Below are 14,904 nucleotides of genomic sequence, written 5' to 3' on the forward strand. Positions count from 1 at the left end.
GAGCAAAGCCGGTGGTCCGTCATGGGCGTCCGGGACGAGGAGAGCCTATGTCGTATCTGCCAGACAGCCCTATCAGCGCTACCGTGGATTATCACCGCGACGGTGTGCAGCATGGATTTCTCAAGCTGCCGCACTCCCATGATGACTCCGCCTGGGGCAGCCTGATGATCCCCATCGCCGTGGTGCGCAATGGCGCTGGGCCGACGGTGCTGCTCACCGGAGGTAATCACGGCGACGAATACGAGGGGATCACCGCCCTGATCAAACTGGCCAACCGGCTGCGAGCCAGGGACATCGCCGGCCGCGTCATCATCGTGCCGATGATGAACCATCCGGCGGCGCTGAATGGCACCCGTACCTCACCCATCGATAAAGGCAATCTAAATCGCGCCTTCCCCGGTGACCCGTGCGGCACGCTGACCGAGCGCATCGCCGATTACTTCACCCGTTATCTGGTGCCGTTGAGCGACGTGGTTCTGGATATCCATTCCGGCGGCCGCACCCTGGATCTGCTGCCGTTCGCCGCCACCCACCGGCTGCCGGACCAGGACCTGGCCCGCCGTTGTCTGGAAGGCGCCCTGGCCTTTGGCGCACCCAATACGCTGTTGATGTCGGAGCTGGAGGGTGCGGCGCTGTTCGACACCGTGGTCGAGAATCAGGGCAAGGTCTTTATCAGCACCGAACTGCGCGGTGGCGGCACGTCCACGCCGGAGAGCGTGGCGCTGGCGGAGCGGGGTGTCGAGAACGTCCTTCGCTACGCCGGTGTCCTGGCTGGAGAACCGCATCCGCCGGTACCCGCCAGCAGAATGCTGGAGATCCCCGATAACGACCACTATCTGCAAAGCGAACACGCCGGATTGCTGGAGTTTTGCGTCGGCCTCGGAGACGAAATCCGCGCCGGTGACCTGATCGCCAGAATCTACAGTATGGAGCGCACCGGTGCGGCGCCGGTGGAATACCGGGCGCCAGTGAGCGGTATTCTGATCGGCCGCCGCCACCCCGCCAGAGTTGCCATGGGGGATACCTTCGCGGTGCTGGCGGTGGTGCTGAAGAACTTCGATTGACCGGCGTGAAGGAACGTCGTGCGGTTTTAGCGACTACAGGCCGTCGAGCAGGGCGGCCCGGAACGCCGGGTCGTCCAGGTAAGCCACGTTGAGGCGGGTCCAGGGCACGATTTTTGTTCTGTCGACGGAAAAGATCGAGCCCGGTGCCAGCATCACCCCTTTGTCCAGACAGCGCCGGGTCAGTTCATTGGCATCGTCGATACCGGGGAAGCGGGCCCAGACATAGAGACTCTGATCCGGGCGGTGAAACACTTCCGCGCCGAGCTCATCGAGCACCGCCAGACCCCGTTCGGTGGCTTCCCTGAGCCGCTTCTGCAGACGCGCCAGATGTCTCAGGTAGTGACCTTCGCGCAAGATAATATTGACCAGCCTCTCCGAATACTCGGCACCGCTGGTGTGCAACAGCATTTTCACGTCCGCCAGTTCACTGATCAGCCCTTCCTCGCCGGCGATGAAACCGACCCGCAGTGCCGCTGAAACCGGTTTGGAGAAGCTGCCGATATAAAGGGTGCGTTTGAGTTGATCCAAGGCCGCCAGTTTTGTGCAGGAACTGAGTTTGAAATCCGCCATGGCATCGTTTTCCACCACGATCAGATTATGGCGTCTGGCCAGCGCCAGAATCCGTTCCGCCTTGGCGGTGGAAAGATCGGTGCCGGTGGGGTTATGGCCGGCGGACTGCATGAAGAACAAGCGCGGCTTCTCTCTGGCCAGCAGCCGGGCCAGCTGTTCGGTGTCGGGCCCGTCCACCTGGCGGGTAACCGGCAGCATGCGCGCGCCCTGAAGCTGCAACTTGCCGAACAGCGGGTAATAACCCGGACTTTCCACCAGCACCGCATCTCCGGGTTTGACGAACCGCCGGATCACCAGGTCCATGCCGTGGTTGGCGCCGAAGGTCGTGGCGATCTGCGCTATGGTGGTGCTGATGCCGTAGCCGGCCAGTTTTCTGACCAGTTGCTGTCGCAAATTGATATTGCCCAGTCGGTCGCCGTAACGGAACAGTGTGGCCACGCCGCTGCGCACCACTTGGCGGCTGAACTTGTCCAGGCGCATATCCATCAGCCATTCCACCGGCGGAAACCCTTCGCCCAAATGGGAATGTCCAGGCTCGCGCACGAACTGCTGACGCATCATCCAGATGGTGTCCAGAGCGCGTGCGTAAGGCGGTGGTTCGGGGCCGGTGTCGTCGCTGTTCTCCGGTGGCGCGCAGACAAAAAAGCCCTTGCCATGTCTGGCCTCGATAAGCCCTTCCGCGGCGAGGTACTCGTAGGCGGTGATCACGGTGTTCTTGGAATGGCCATGCAGACGAGTGTACTCGCGCAGGGAGGGGAGCTTGTCGCCCTGGCGCAGCGCGCCCTCGGAGATCTGCTCGGCGATGCTGGCGGCGACCCGCTGGGCCAGCGTTTGGCGGTGCAGGGGAAGGGCCACGGGAAATTCCGTTGTTGTTGTACGGGACTGGGGGAGACTGTTTGCCGTAACTGTACCTTTTTGATGGGTACAGGTGAAGCTATCGTAACGGTCAATCCGGCGTATCCGACTCCGTCAACCAAACGCCGCCCACCTAACAACAACGACGTCACAGAGGTGACCCGTGAGCTACAGCTCCCTGCTTCCCGGTTTTCGTAATCTTTCCCCCGCCGAGCGATTGGATCATCTGCAATCCCAGTTGGCCTTATCCGATGATGAGCTGGATCTGCTGCGCAACGTCGGAGCTCTGCCGTTGGAAATCGCCGATGGCATGATTGAGAACGTCATCGCCAAGTTCGAGCTGCCCTTGGCGATTGCCGGAAACTTTCTCGTTAACGGCAAGGAGGTGCTGGTGCCCATGGCCGTGGAAGAGCCCTCGGTGGTGGCGGCGGCGTCCTTCATGGCAAAGCTGGCACGTCCGGCGGGCGGCTTTCTGACATCCTCCAGTACCCCATTGATGCGCGCACAGATCCAGATCATCGGTGTTTCCGATCCGGTCAACGCCCGTCTCAGCCTGCTGCGTCACAAGCAGCGCATCCTCGATCTGGCCAACAGCAAGGATCAGCTCCTTAATCAGCTCGGTGGCGGCTGCCGTGATCTGGACATCCATACCTTCGCCGACAGTCCGCGCGGGCCGATGGTGGTGGCCCATCTGTTGGTCGATGTGCGGGACGCCATGGGGGCCAATACCGTGAACACCATGGCCGAGGCCGTGGCGCCGCTGATGGAAGAGATCACCGGTGGCACGGTGCGGCTGCGGATTCTCTCCAATCTCGCTGATCTGCGGCTCTCCCGTGCCCAGGTGCGCATTGCACCGGAGCATCTGGACACCGCGGACTACAAAGGTGAGGACGTAATCGAGCGTATTATCGATGCCTACGCGTTCGCCGCCGTGGATCCGTACCGGGCGGCCACCCACAACAAAGGCATCATGAATGGCATCGACCCTTTGATCGTCGCCACCGGTAACGACTGGCGCGCGGTGGAAGCGGGCGCCCATGCCTATGCCTGCCGCGATGGCCATTACGGCTCCCTCACCACCTGGGAAAAAGACCGCGAGGGCGCCCTGGTGGGCACCATTGAAATGCCAATGCCAGTGGGGTTGGTGGGCGGCGCCACCAAAACGCACCCGCTGGCACGGCTGGCGTTGAAGATTCTGGGCGTATCCAGTGCCCAGGAGTTGGCGGAAGTGGCGGTGGCGGTGGGGCTGGCACAGAACCTGGGAGCGCTGCGCGCGCTGGCGACGGAAGGCATTCAGCGCGGCCATATGGCCCTGCACGCTCGCAATATAGCGCTGTTGGCCGGCGCACGTGGCGAGGAGGTTGCTTATGTGGTGGAGCGCATGGTCAGCGCCCGGGACGTGCGCGCCGATCACGCGGAAGCCTTGTTGAGAGAAAAAAAGTTGAGAGAAATACGGCTGAGAGAGAAACGACAAGGCGAGTGAGACAGCGTCTATGATCAGCTCGCTGGTGGCGCCGATCAGCGGCGCCTCCAGCGAGCATCAGAATGACAACAAGACGAGGAGGTCCCATGACCCATCAAACCGATATTCCCGTTGCATCAGAAGGTCCGCTCAAGGGCATTGTCATCCTCGATCTGACTCGGGTCGTGGCCGGTCCCTATTGCGCCATGTTACTGGCTGACATGGGGGCGACGGTGATCAAGATCGAGCACCCCCAGGACCCGGACCTGACGAGGGAATTTCCGCCTTTGATGGATCAGGATGGCGCGGCGATCAGCGGTTTCTTCGCTCAGTACAACAGAAACAAAATGGCGGTGAGTCTGGATCTGAAGAAAGCGGAAGGCCGTGAGACCTTTCTGCAAATGGTGGCCAGAGCCCACATTGTCATCGAGAACTTCCGCCCCGGCACGCTGGATAAGCTGGGATTGGGCTACGACGTTCTGGCGGAGACCAATCCCGCCATTATTCTCACCTGTATCAGCGGCTTCGGACAGACCGGACCAAACTCGCCACGGCCGGCGTTCGACAGCAGCGCCCAGGCCACCGGCGGACTGTGGTCCATGAACGGTACGGTGGAAGAACCCATGCGGGTGGGCACCGTGCTCGGCGATCTGAGTGCGGCCCTGTACGGCGCCATTGGCACCCTGGGGGCATTACGCCAGGCGGAACAAACCGGCATGGGCCAATGCGTGGATATTTCCCAGCAGGACTCCATTATCTCGCTCACCGAGAACGCGTTGGTGACTTACACCGCCTCCGGCAAGGTCACGGTTCCCGAAGGCAACGGCCATCCTTTCGTCAAACCTTATGGCCGCTACGCCTGCAAGGACGGCTACGTGTTCTTCGGTGCCTATACCGACAAATTCTGGCGTGAGGCCTGCATCGTTTTCGGTGATGAACATCTCCTCGATGACCCTGAGATCAACACCATGGCCAGGCGTTTTGATCCGGAAGTTTATGAGCGCCGGGTGAAACCGCTGGTGGAACAGTGGTGCGGGCGTCATACCAAAGCGGAATTGGAAGAGATGACCGGTGCGCGCTTCCCGCTGTCACCCATAAAGAGCATCGACGAAGTGGTGGCGGATCCCCATGTGCGGTTGCGCGACATGGTGATTCCGGTGCAATACCGGGGCGTGGATTTCCAAGTGTTCGGTAATCCAGTGAAGCTTTCCGGCGGCACTCGCGAGAAAAATGCGATGGCGCCGGAAGTGGGCGAACACAACGAAAGAATTTATCGGGAATGGCTTGGCAAAGATGATGAAGAATTCGAGTTTCTGAAAAACAGCGGCGTCATCTGACGTCGTTACCATGAACTATTAAATAACAAAGGTGAACACACTATGAAACGCTTGATGATTATGGCTCTGGCCATACTCAGCGGGGTGACTGTGCTCTCCGCCGAGGCGAAAACGTTGCGTTATGCCATTGGCCATCCCCCCAGTTCTTTCGTCGTGGATGTGGCCAAACAATATGCGGAATCCGTCAGTGAACTGTCCGACGGTGATTTGAAAGTCCGGGTCTTTCCCATGTCGTTGCTGAACTTTGCCGAGACCTCCGGTGGTCTGCGGGACGGTATGGCGGATATCGGTTTTGTCCTGACGTCTTATTTCCCCGCCGAGTTTCCGCACAGTAATGTGGTGGTTGAATCATCGATGTTGCTGAGCTTGCTGGGTGACAAAGTACGTGGCAAGGAAGGCATGGTCTTCATGGGCGCGCTCTCCGAGTTTACGTTCTTCCACTGCCCGGAATGCAATCAGGAGTTCGCCAATCAAAATCAGGTATATACCGGAAGCACCGGCGGTTCCTCCTATGGGTTGGTATGCAACCGGCCAGTGGAAACTGCCGCGGATCTCAGTGGCATGCGTCTTAGGGTCGGTGCCGCCAACTGGTCCCGCTGGACCGAGGCGGTGGGTGCCTCACCGGTGACCATGTCCGCCAACGAAATGTACGAAGCATTGAGTCAGGGTGTCGTGGGCTGCATCGTTCTGGCTTCTCCGGAGATCCACAATTTCGGGCTCGCGGATGTGGTGACCGACATCAATATGGATGTGCCGGGCGGTCCCATGCCGGTGGCGGGCACCAATATCAATGCCAACACCTGGAAGTCGCTGTCTCCGCAACAGAGAACGCTGATGCTGCGTGCCGCCAGTGCTTTCACCGCTGGCATTCCCTGGATCTACCACCAGCACGAAGATCGTATCCTGGCGGAGGCGGAGCAGCGCGGTGTCACGATTCATCATGCCGACGAGGATCTGGTGGCAAAAACCAACGCCTTTATCGAGAAGGACATGGATTTCATCGCCACGGACTATCAAAAACGTTACAACGTCAGTCGAGGTCAGGAGATGATCGCGGATTTCCGCGAACTATTGGAGAAGTGGGCCGGTCTGGTCCAGGACGTGGACAGTGAGCAACAGCTCGTTGACCTGTACTGGAATGAGATCTTCTCCAAAGTGGACGTCTCCAAGCACGGCCTCTGATCCGATGCGGGCGGCCTGGCCGCCCGGTCTCCGCCAACCTGACCGGGGTACGTCATGACTGTGATTACCGAAGAGCTCAAAAACCATGTCGGTGCTGAGCTTCCGCCTTTCGAATTTGAAATTTCCCGCGGTGACCTGAAGAAATACGCCGTGGCTACCGGCCAGCGACTCGAGCGCTACCTCAATGGTGACGAGGCGCCGCTGCTTTACTTGTTCGCGGCGATGATGCCGGTGGTGCCGCTGGACCGCCTGTTGCCGGACGGCCGCCAACCGGACAGCGGCCTGATGCCGCCGCTGCCGTTGAACCGCGTAATGGCCGGTGGCAGTGAATATCAACTCCACCGCAAGGTGAATGTCGGGGATGTGCTGGTTTGCCGGCAGAAATTCGTCGAGGTATTTGAGAAAACCGGAGCCGAGGGGCCATTGCTGTTTCTGGTATTCGAAAACCGATTTGAAACCCGTGATGGCGAACCAGTGGTCACGGAACGTCTGACCCGGATCGCGAGGTAGCAGTGATGATGAAAAAGCGTATTGAAGCCGGCGAGAAACTTACGGGGCGGACCTGGCGTGCGGATACCGTTCAGCTGTTCTTGTACAACGCCGCCATCTGGAATCCTCACCGCATCCACTATGATCTGCCCTACACGCAGGAAGCCGAAGGGCATCCGCAATTGTTGATCGATGGTCCACTTCAAGGTGACTGGTTGACGCAGATGGTCTACGAATGGTTGGGCGAAAACGGGATTCTGACGGCATTCAGCTACAGCAATCGTCGTGCGGCCTATGTGGGTGACGTGCTGAGCACCGTGGGCGAAGTGACCGCCGTTGATGGAGACACCGTTACCCTGGATCTCAGGATCACCAATCAGCGTGGGGAAGCCACCACCGTGGGTAATGCCACCGTGGTCATCGAATCCGGCCATTAAAAGTTATCGCCGATTTTCACTTCGCACTCCCGGTTCTCGAGGAAAGACTATGTATCGGTTGGGGCGTTACCTTTCCCGGGTAACGGATATGACGACGCTGGTGGGCGGGCTTGCCATTGCCTTGATGATGATCCACATCAGCCTGGACGTGGTGTTGCGTTATCTGTTTTCAACACCAATACCTGGCACCATCACCTACGTGTCCAACTACTACATGATCATCGCTGCCTTTCTGCCTTTGGCTTACGCGGAAAAGCTGGGCGCCCACATCAGCGTGGAGGTGGTTACCGAACGTCTGCCACAACGGATCCAGTTCCATCTGGCCCATTGGCTGATCCTGCTGTCCGCGATCATCCTCGCCTTCATGGCAGTGAAAACGGGGCTGGAAGCCGTGACCCGCTATGAAATGGGGGCCGCACTGGTGGAAGGCGGCACCTCCATCATCATCTGGCCGGGCTACTTTGTGCTGCCCATTGGGCTGGGGCTTATGGTTCTGATGCTGGTCTACAAGTTCGTGGTCTATGTCACGGGCGGCGAATCGGGGCTGGTCTCGTCCGGACAACAGCAGGGAGCTGGTGAAGTGCCGCGGCCGAATGCTACCCGCGCCACCGGAGAATCGGCATGACCGAAGTCCAGATCGGCCTCGGTGGTTTGGTGGTGCTGTTCGCGCTGATTGCCTTGCGCATGCCGGTGGGCATTGCGCTTATCGGAGTCTCGTTCGGCGGGCTGTGGTACTTGATGGGTTGGGGAATTGCCTGGGGATCGTTGGGGCTCATCCCTTACCAATTCTCCGCCAACTGGGTGCTCAGTTCGGTACCGATGTTTCTATTGCTTGGCTACGTTTGCTTCCATGCCCAACTGACTCAGGGATTGTTCAGGGCCGCGCGCCTTTGGTTGTCCTCGGTGCCGGGTGGGCTGGCGGTGGCCTCGATTTTCGGCACCACCGGTTTCGCCGCGGTGTGTGGCTCTTCCGTGGCCTGCTCCGCCGCCATGGGGCGCGTTGCCGTGCCGGAGATGATTGACCAAAAATACAATCCGGGGCTGGCGACCAGCACCGTTTCCATCGCCGGCACCGTCGGTGCCCTGCTGCCGCCGTCCATCATCATGATCCTTTACGGCATCATCGCCCAGCAATCGATCAGCAAGCTGTTTCTGGGCGGGATCGCGGCCGGCCTGATTACCGTGGCGGGCTACATCGCGGTGGTAATGATGCGGGTGAAAATGGACCCATCGTTGGCGCCGCGTACCGATTCGCGTGTGTCACTGAAAGAGAAAGTGGCGGCGCTGTGGGATATCTGGCCGATTCTGCTGATCATGATGGGTATTTTCGGCGGCATGTTCGCCGGATTGTTCACGCCCACGGAGGCCGGTGCGGTAGGCGCCGCGCTGTCCTGTATCGTGGCGCTGTGCAAACGTACTCTGACCTGGAGCCGCTTTCGCGCGGCGATACAAGAAACCCTGCTGACCACCGGCGCTCTTCTGATCATCGCCATGGGCGCCAGTTTGCTGACGCGCTTCTTGTCCTTATCCGGCGCTGGTGATTACCTGTCCTCGCTGGTACTGGACGCTGGCGCCGATACCGTGGCGATCCTGCTGATCATCGTCTGCGTTTATCTGTTGCTGGGTATGTTTCTGGAACCCATCGGCGCCATGCTGCTGACCTTGCCCATCGTCCTGCCGATCATCGACAGCGCCGGTCTCAGTCTGATCTGGTTCGGCGTGGTGCTGACCAAGCTGTTGGAAGTGGGCATGGTGACGCCGCCGGTGGGCATGAACATCTTCGTGATAAAGAGCGTGGTCGGTGACCTGGTATCCACCAGCGCCATCTTCAAGGGTGTGTTCTGGTTCCTGATGATGGACGCCCTGGTGCTGCTGTTGTTGATGGGTGTGCCGGAGCTGATTCTGTTCCTGCCTGAAAGGTTTGGTTGAGCGGTATGGTTCGCGGTGGCCTCGGTATATTAACTGGCAGAGGTGAAATGCACCGCGCCCTGGATGCCGGCGATCAGCATCTGCGTGCCGATCACGGCCAGGATCAGGCCCATCAGGCGCGTCACGATACTCAGACCATTCTGGCCGATGACGGCAATGATCCGTGCGCTGAATAGAAAGCAGATAAAAGTGATCAGGCAAAGCGCCAAAAAGACCAGGCAGGTGACAATGATGGCGGTCCAGCCGCCGGAGGCGGAATAGTTCATCGCTGTGGCGATGGTACCTGGACCGGCCAGCAACGGAACCGCCAGAGGGGAGACGGCGATATCCGAATCACCGTCGTCCTGTTCCGTATGCAGCTTGGAATTGCTGCCCTGAAGCATGTGATAGCCAACCAGGAAGACCAGTATCCCGCCGGTGATCCTCAGCGCTGGCAGAGTGATGCCGAACAGATCGAAGATGGATTTGCCGAGCGCCGCGAACAACAGAATGATCACAAAGGTGATGATCAGCGCTTTGGTGGCGATGTGCCGTTGCTCGGCTTTGCTCTTGTCCCCGGTGAGACCAGCGAACACCGCTGTATTGGCGATCGGGTTCATGATCGCGAAGAACGCCAGGAAAACGGTGATGGCATGCTCGATCATGACGGCTCCGGTTATTCAATATTCTGGACCTGCTCCCGCATCTGCTCAATCAGGACCTTGAGTTCGACGGCGGCGGCGGTGGTTTCGGCGTCGATGGATTTTGACGCCAGGGTGTTGGCTTCGCGATTAAGCTCCTGCATCAGGAAATCCAGACGGCGGCCCGCTTGGCCACCCTTTTCCACCACCCGGCGGACTTCCTTCACATGGGCCTCCAGGCGATCCAGTTCCTCGTCCACATCCATTTTCTGGGCGGCCAGCACCACTTCCTGTTCCAGACGGTCGTTGTCAGCGGTTTCCAGCACGTCCTCGACCCGCTGCCGCAGCCGTTCGCGCAGGTGGTCGCGAATGCGGGGCAGGGCGGCGCGGACGATGACGACTTGCTCGCCGATCAGGGTCAGGCGGTCCAGCACCAGTTTGGCCAATTGTTCCCCCTCCCGTTCGCGCGTGGCCAACAGGCTGTCCAGTGCTTCGTCGAGCAGCTCCACGGCTTTGTTTTGCAGGGCTTCCGGGTCCACCCGGGTGGTTTTCAGCACACCTGGGAAGCGCAGCACTTCCAAGGGGTCGATCTGCCCGGGGTGCATCACCAGATCGCCCACCCGGCGAGCTGCTTCGGAGATCCGTTTCACCAGCGCTTCGTTGAGCTCCAGATTGGGATCCGCTTCGTCTTCCTGATAGCGCAGGGTCAAATCCAGCTTGCCTCGGGCCAGGCGGCTGCGGCAGCGCTCACGGACGATGCCCTCCAGTGTCCGTACGGCTTCGGGCAGGCGTGGGGAGATTTCCAGGTAGCGGTGGTTCACCGAGCGGATTTCCCAGGCGAGGTCGACGCCGTCGAGGTGCCCGTCGGTACGGGCGAAAGCGGTCATGCTGCGGATCATTACGGGGTCCTCGGCCATTGCGTGTGCGCTCAGTGTACCATTGGTGTTCGATAGTTGTGGGCCAGCGACGAAGCTATTGTAGGAGCCGGCCCCGCTGGCGAAAGGGACTGCACCCTCAGGGATTCGCCAGCAAGGCTGGCTCCCACAGAGGCCTTGTAGCGATCTCCCTTGCGGCGCGATCCGGGCCGATCGACCGTGACGCCTCGCAATGGGTCCGGCGGGTTCGTTACAATGGGGGCCTCCCATACCATTATCAGAACCTAAGGAGCTACCATGCGTCCCTCCGGCCGCGCGCCCGACCAAATGCGTGAAGTGTCTTTTACGCGCCATTACACCAAGCATGCCGAGGGTAGCGTCCTGGTGGCGTTCGGTGACACCCAGGTGCTCTGCACCGCCTCCGTGGAAGACGGTGTCCCGCGCTTCCTCAAAGGCAAGGGCCAGGGCTGGATCACCGCCGAGTACGGCATGCTGCCCCGCGCCACCCACACCCGTTCTGGCCGGGAGGCGGCCCGCGGCAAGCAGGGCGGGCGCACCCTGGAAATCCAACGCCTGATCGGCCGCTCCCTGCGCGCCGCCGTGGATCTGCGCAAGCTGGGCGAAAATACCGTCTATCTGGACTGTGATGTGCTGCAGGCCGACGGCGGCACCCGCACCGCTTCCATCTCCGGGGCCTGTGTCGCGCTTGTGGACGCCTTCTCGGTTTTGCTGGAAAGGAAGCGCATAAAGGAAGATCCCTTGAACGGGTTGATTGCGTCCGTTTCCGTGGGCATGTACAACAATGAGCCGGTGCTGGACCTGGACTATCCGGAGGACTCCAACGCCGATACCGATATGAACGTGGTGATGACCCAGCATGGGGGCTTCGTGGAGATTCAGGGGACCGCGGAGGGGGTGCCGTTCACCCGTGAACAGTCCGATACCTTGTTGGGCCTGGCGGAGAAGGGCATTCAGGACATCGTGCGCAAGCAGCAGGAGGCCCTGGGCTGGTAAGCGCCTGGTGACATGATGAAAAACTACAAAAAGCATTTTCTGCGGTTCGCCGAGCAGCGCCAGGCGCTCAAGTTTGGCGAGTTCACGCTCAAATCAGGGCGCGTAAGTCCTTACTTCTTTAACGCCGGCACTTTCCACACCGGAGAAGCGCTGGCGCGTCTGGGGCGCCATTACGCCGACGCCATCGTCGAGTCGGGCATCGAATTCGACATGCTGTTCGGCCCGGCCTACAAGGGCATTCCGCTGGTGTCCTCGGTGGCGGTGGCGCTCGCCGAGCATCATGGTCTGGATTACCCCTGGGCCTTCAACCGCAAGGAAGCCAAGGATCATGGCGAAGGCGGCTGGCTGGTGGGGGCCCCCCTCAACGGCCGGGCGCTGATCATCGATGATGTCATTACCGCCGGCACCGCGATTCGTGAAGTGGCGGCGCTGTTCGCGCAGACCGATGCTTCCATCGCCGGGGTGTTCGTGGCGCTGGACCGCCAGGAGCGGGGGCAGGGAGAGCCCTCGGCGGACGGTAAAGCGAAATCCGCGATTCAGGAAGTGCAGGACAGCCTGGGTGTGCCGGTGCGCAGTATCGTGTCCATGGAAGACATCATCGGCTGGCTTGATCAGCAGCCGGACCGGGAAGAGGAGCGGGCCGCCATGGACGCCTACCGGGTACGCTATGGGGTGAGCGAGTCGTGAGAGCAACGGTACTGCTGCTGGGTGTGTTGTTGAGTGTGTTGAGCGCCGCCGGTATGGCGGCGAACAAGACCGGGCAAGTGGAACAGCGGCTGTACCGTTACCAGTCCGCGGACGGGGCCATGGCGATTAGCGCCACCCTCACCGAAGCGGCCATTCACGCCGGTTATCAGGTGCTCGACCAACATGGCCGGGTGCTGGAGACGGTGGCGCCGGCACCGCCGGAGGAGCAGGCCCGTCGCCGCAGGGAACTGGCCCGCCAGGAGCAGGCCAAGGCTCAGGCACGGCGTGACGGTGAATTACGCCGCCTTTACGCCGGCCCGGGGGATGCCGAACGGGCTCGCGACCGGCAGCTGCAAGCGCTGCAGCTCAATATCGACTACGCTGAAAATGCTATCCAGCAACTGAATGGCAAACAGGACGAGGAAATCCGCAAGGCGGCCCGGGCCGAACGGGCAGGCCGGCAAGTGCCCGACAGCGTGCGCGATGCCATTGAACGTTACGGCCGCCAGGCTCGCGAGAACCGCGAGAAAATCAAGGAATACCAGGAGGACATGGCGCGGGTGAAGGAGGAATTCACCCCCATCATCCAGCGCCTGCGCGAGCTGGAAGCGCAGTAATCACACCTGTTTTTCGCCACTGTTGGAACTTGCCTGCAAGCGAATCTTTGGATGCCAGAGCCCATTCGCTTGCAGGTAAGTTCCCACAGCGGCTAAAGATCAGGCTGTTTTAGTCCTTCCGCTATTAACTGTTAACTATTCACTGCCTTTTAAAGCGCTTCCCCGTCCGCACGAAAGATCATTGGCGCGATCAGTGCCCATTGCTCATGCCAGTCCTCGGCGGGACGGGCGCGGAAGCCGGAGCGCACGAACTGGGCGATACGCCCCTCCACCACGGACAGCAGCAGATTGGCGGTGATGCCCGGAGTGGCGCGGGTGCGCTTGCCTTCGCGGAATTCGGCGTCGCGGACCACCTGTTTCAGCTGGCTCTCCACCCGGTCGTAGAATTGCTGAATACGCTGACGCAGCCGCTCATTCTCGCCGGTCAGGGCGTCGCCGGTAAGCAGCCGGGTAATGCCCGGATTGCGCTCGGTGAAGGCCAGAATCAGCGTCAGAATCTGCTCCACCTGTTGCAGCGCGTCCCCTTCGGAGATGATGCGGTTAATGCGCGAGAACACCGAGTCCTCAATGAACTCGATCAGCGCCTCAAGCATGCGTGCCTTGCTGGGAAAATGGCGATACAGCGCGGACTCGGACACCCCCACTTCCCGGGCCAGCCCGGATGTGGTCACCCGGCCCCCCGGCTCCGCTTCCAGCATGTAGGCCAGTGTTTGCAGGATTTGCTCCTTGCGAGAAGGCTTCTTGTCGGTCATATCCTGGTTACCCGTTTTATGTGAGCCGGCCCGGCGATACCGCCGCCGGGCCGGTGTGCTCCACCCCAATTGGAGCCAATAACAAAGCGCCGTTCCGGCGTATCAATCGCGGCTGATGAGCGTGCCGATACCCTGATCGGTGAGAATTTCCAACAGCACCGCGTGAGGCACCCGGCCGTCGATGATGTGCGAGGTGCGCACCCCGTTCTCCACGGCTTCCAGGGCGCAGCGAATCTTCGGCAGCATGCCGCCGTAAATGGTTCCGTCCTTGATCAGCGTATTGACCCGGTCCGCGTTCAGGCCGGTGAGGATGCGATCGTTCTTGTCCTTGAGCCCGGCCACGTTGGTCAGCAGGATCAGCTTCTCGGCGCGCAACACCTCGGCCACCTTGCCGGCCACCAGATCAGCGTTGATGTTGTAGCTGACACCCTCGTCATCCACGCCGATGGGCGCGATCACCGGAATGAAGTCACTGCCGGACAGCAGCGAAAGAATGCGGGTGTCGATGCCCTGCACTTCCCCAACGTGACCGATATCGATGATTTCGGAGGCCTTCAGCTCCGGATTGTCGGCGTCCTCGTTCCGCAGCAGCATTTTGCGGGCGCGGATCAGCCGGCCGTCCTTGCCGGTGAGGCCGATGGCCTGGCCGCCGTTGTGCTGGATCAGATTGACGATGTCCTTGTTGACCAGGCCGCCGAGCACCATCTGCACCACGTCCATGGTCTCCTGATCGGTGACGCGCATGCCCTGGACGAACTTGCTTTCCTTGCCGAGACGGTTGAGCAGATCGCCGATCTGCGGGCCGCCGCCGTGGACGATCACCGGATGGATACCCACCTGTTTCATCATCACCACGTCACGGGCGAAGCTGTTCTTCAGCTCATCATTTTCCATGGCGTTGCCACCGTACTTGATCACCACGGTGGTTCCGGAAAAACGCTGAATATAGGGCAGAGCCTCGATCAGAACGCGCGCGGTTTCCTGGGCGCTCTTGGTATCCATGTCATTCTCCAG

At 60.5% G+C, this 14,904-nt stretch carries 16 protein-coding genes; 11 read left to right on the forward strand and 5 right to left on the reverse strand.

Features of this window, described 5'->3' with window-relative positions:
• Positions 1-47 precede the first annotated feature (47 nt).
• The gene (gene doeB, locus RYH70_RS00820; RefSeq protein WP_317009627.1) at positions 48-1,064 is read left to right on the forward strand and encodes a N(2)-acetyl-L-2,4-diaminobutanoate deacetylase DoeB; all 1,017 of its coding nucleotides are present in this window, start codon (positions 48-50) and stop codon (positions 1,062-1,064) included.
• Positions 1,065-1,097: 33 nt separating this feature from the next.
• On the opposite strand, the gene RYH70_RS00825 is transcribed toward doeB, so the two are convergent.
• A complete protein-coding gene (locus tag RYH70_RS00825; RefSeq protein WP_317009628.1) occupies positions 1,098-2,489 on the reverse strand; it encodes an aminotransferase-like domain-containing protein in 1,392 nt (463 codons plus the stop codon).
• Positions 2,490-2,652: 163 nt separating this feature from the next.
• Here RYH70_RS00825 and RYH70_RS00830 point away from each other — a divergent pair, with 163 nt between their 5' ends.
• From RYH70_RS00830 to RYH70_RS00860, 7 genes are all read left to right on the forward strand, one after another.
• Positions 2,653-3,972 carry a hydroxymethylglutaryl-CoA reductase, degradative gene (locus tag RYH70_RS00830; protein ID WP_317009629.1) on the forward strand — a complete coding sequence of 440 codons (1,320 nt, stop codon included), beginning with the start codon at positions 2,653-2,655 and terminating at the stop codon, positions 3,970-3,972.
• Between the two features lie 86 nt (positions 3,973-4,058).
• Positions 4,059-5,288, forward strand: coding sequence for a CaiB/BaiF CoA transferase family protein (locus tag RYH70_RS00835; protein WP_063140632.1), 1,230 nt, complete (start codon positions 4,059-4,061; stop codon positions 5,286-5,288).
• 42 nt (positions 5,289-5,330) lie between these two features.
• Positions 5,331-6,470: a C4-dicarboxylate TRAP transporter substrate-binding protein gene (locus RYH70_RS00840; protein ID WP_317009630.1), complete on the forward strand. Its 1,140-nt coding sequence runs from the start codon at positions 5,331-5,333 to the stop codon at positions 6,468-6,470.
• A gap of 54 nt (positions 6,471-6,524) precedes the next feature.
• On the forward strand, positions 6,525-6,980 hold the full coding sequence (locus tag RYH70_RS00845; protein WP_063140630.1) for an FAS1-like dehydratase domain-containing protein: 456 nt from the start codon (positions 6,525-6,527) through the stop codon (positions 6,978-6,980).
• A 5-nt stretch (positions 6,981-6,985) separates the two neighbouring features.
• Positions 6,986-7,396: a hotdog family protein gene (locus tag RYH70_RS00850; RefSeq protein WP_116027454.1), complete on the forward strand. Its 411-nt coding sequence runs from the start codon at positions 6,986-6,988 to the stop codon at positions 7,394-7,396.
• A 49-nt stretch (positions 7,397-7,445) separates the two neighbouring features.
• A complete protein-coding gene (locus RYH70_RS00855) occupies positions 7,446-8,021 on the forward strand; it encodes a TRAP transporter small permease (RefSeq protein WP_116027453.1) in 576 nt (191 codons plus the stop codon).
• The gene (locus tag RYH70_RS00860) at positions 8,018-9,325 is read left to right on the forward strand and encodes a TRAP transporter large permease (protein WP_233917213.1); all 1,308 of its coding nucleotides are present in this window, start codon (positions 8,018-8,020) and stop codon (positions 9,323-9,325) included. The genes RYH70_RS00855 and RYH70_RS00860 overlap by 4 nt, the downstream gene beginning before the upstream one ends.
• 29 nt (positions 9,326-9,354) lie before the next feature.
• Here the strand turns inward: RYH70_RS00860 and RYH70_RS00865 are convergent, their stop codons facing one another.
• Both RYH70_RS00865 and RYH70_RS00870 read right to left on the reverse strand, forming a co-directional pair.
• Positions 9,355-9,969 (reverse strand): MarC family protein, encoded by a 615-nt coding sequence (locus tag RYH70_RS00865; protein ID WP_063140626.1) that lies wholly within the window; start codon positions 9,967-9,969, stop codon positions 9,355-9,357.
• Positions 9,970-9,980: 11 nt separating this feature from the next.
• Positions 9,981-10,844 (reverse strand): YicC/YloC family endoribonuclease, encoded by an 864-nt coding sequence (locus RYH70_RS00870; protein WP_097059039.1) that lies wholly within the window; start codon positions 10,842-10,844, stop codon positions 9,981-9,983.
• 273 nt (positions 10,845-11,117) lie between these two features.
• Between RYH70_RS00870 and rph the strand changes: the two genes are divergently transcribed.
• The 3 genes from rph to RYH70_RS00885 are packed head-to-tail and all read left to right on the forward strand — an operon-like array spanning position 11,118 to position 13,138.
• On the forward strand, positions 11,118-11,834 hold the full coding sequence (gene rph / locus RYH70_RS00875; RefSeq protein WP_014992551.1) for a ribonuclease PH: 717 nt from the start codon (positions 11,118-11,120) through the stop codon (positions 11,832-11,834).
• Between the two features lie 15 nt (positions 11,835-11,849).
• A complete protein-coding gene (gene pyrE, locus RYH70_RS00880) occupies positions 11,850-12,521 on the forward strand; it encodes an orotate phosphoribosyltransferase (protein ID WP_055098900.1) in 672 nt (223 codons plus the stop codon).
• Positions 12,518-13,138: a hypothetical protein gene (locus RYH70_RS00885; RefSeq protein ID WP_026948883.1), complete on the forward strand. Its 621-nt coding sequence runs from the start codon at positions 12,518-12,520 to the stop codon at positions 13,136-13,138. The genes pyrE and RYH70_RS00885 overlap by 4 nt, the downstream gene beginning before the upstream one ends.
• Positions 13,139-13,287: 149 nt before the next feature.
• On the opposite strand, the gene slmA is transcribed toward RYH70_RS00885, so the two are convergent.
• On the reverse strand, positions 13,288-13,890 hold the full coding sequence (slmA, locus tag RYH70_RS00890; RefSeq protein WP_014992554.1) for a nucleoid occlusion factor SlmA: 603 nt from the start codon (positions 13,888-13,890) through the stop codon (positions 13,288-13,290).
• Positions 13,891-13,992: 102 nt separating this feature from the next.
• Positions 13,993-14,892 carry an acetylglutamate kinase gene (gene argB, locus RYH70_RS00895; protein WP_022996574.1) on the reverse strand — a complete coding sequence of 300 codons (900 nt, stop codon included), beginning with the start codon at positions 14,890-14,892 and terminating at the stop codon, positions 13,993-13,995.
• Between the last annotated feature and the right edge of the window lie 12 nt (positions 14,893-14,904).

Source organism: Alloalcanivorax xenomutans, from assembly GCF_032810065.1.
GTDB classification, from domain to species: domain Bacteria; phylum Pseudomonadota; class Gammaproteobacteria; order Pseudomonadales; family Alcanivoracaceae; genus Alloalcanivorax; species Alloalcanivorax xenomutans.

Coding starts and splice junctions, on each gene's coding strand:
- doeB (WP_317009627.1), top strand. CDS start 48: ATGTCGTATCTGCCAGACAGCCCTATCAGCGCTACCGTGGATTATCAC.
- RYH70_RS00835 (WP_063140632.1), top strand. CDS start 4,059: ATGACCCATCAAACCGATATTCCCGTTGCATCAGAAGGTCCGCTCAAG.
- RYH70_RS00840 (WP_317009630.1), top strand. CDS start 5,331: ATGAAACGCTTGATGATTATGGCTCTGGCCATACTCAGCGGGGTGACT.
- RYH70_RS00845 (WP_063140630.1), top strand. CDS start 6,525: ATGACTGTGATTACCGAAGAGCTCAAAAACCATGTCGGTGCTGAGCTT.
- RYH70_RS00850 (WP_116027454.1), top strand. CDS start 6,986: ATGATGAAAAAGCGTATTGAAGCCGGCGAGAAACTTACGGGGCGGACC.
- RYH70_RS00855 (WP_116027453.1), top strand. CDS start 7,446: ATGTATCGGTTGGGGCGTTACCTTTCCCGGGTAACGGATATGACGACG.
- RYH70_RS00860 (WP_233917213.1), top strand. CDS start 8,018: ATGACCGAAGTCCAGATCGGCCTCGGTGGTTTGGTGGTGCTGTTCGCG.
- RYH70_RS00865 (WP_063140626.1), bottom strand. CDS start 9,969: ATGATCGAGCATGCCATCACCGTTTTCCTGGCGTTCTTCGCGATCATG.
- RYH70_RS00870 (WP_097059039.1), bottom strand. CDS start 10,844: ATGATCCGCAGCATGACCGCTTTCGCCCGTACCGACGGGCACCTCGAC.
- rph (WP_014992551.1), top strand. CDS start 11,118: ATGCGTCCCTCCGGCCGCGCGCCCGACCAAATGCGTGAAGTGTCTTTT.
- pyrE (WP_055098900.1), top strand. CDS start 11,850: ATGAAAAACTACAAAAAGCATTTTCTGCGGTTCGCCGAGCAGCGCCAG.
- slmA (WP_014992554.1), bottom strand. CDS start 13,890: ATGACCGACAAGAAGCCTTCTCGCAAGGAGCAAATCCTGCAAACACTG.
- argB (WP_022996574.1), bottom strand. CDS start 14,892: ATGGATACCAAGAGCGCCCAGGAAACCGCGCGCGTTCTGATCGAGGCT.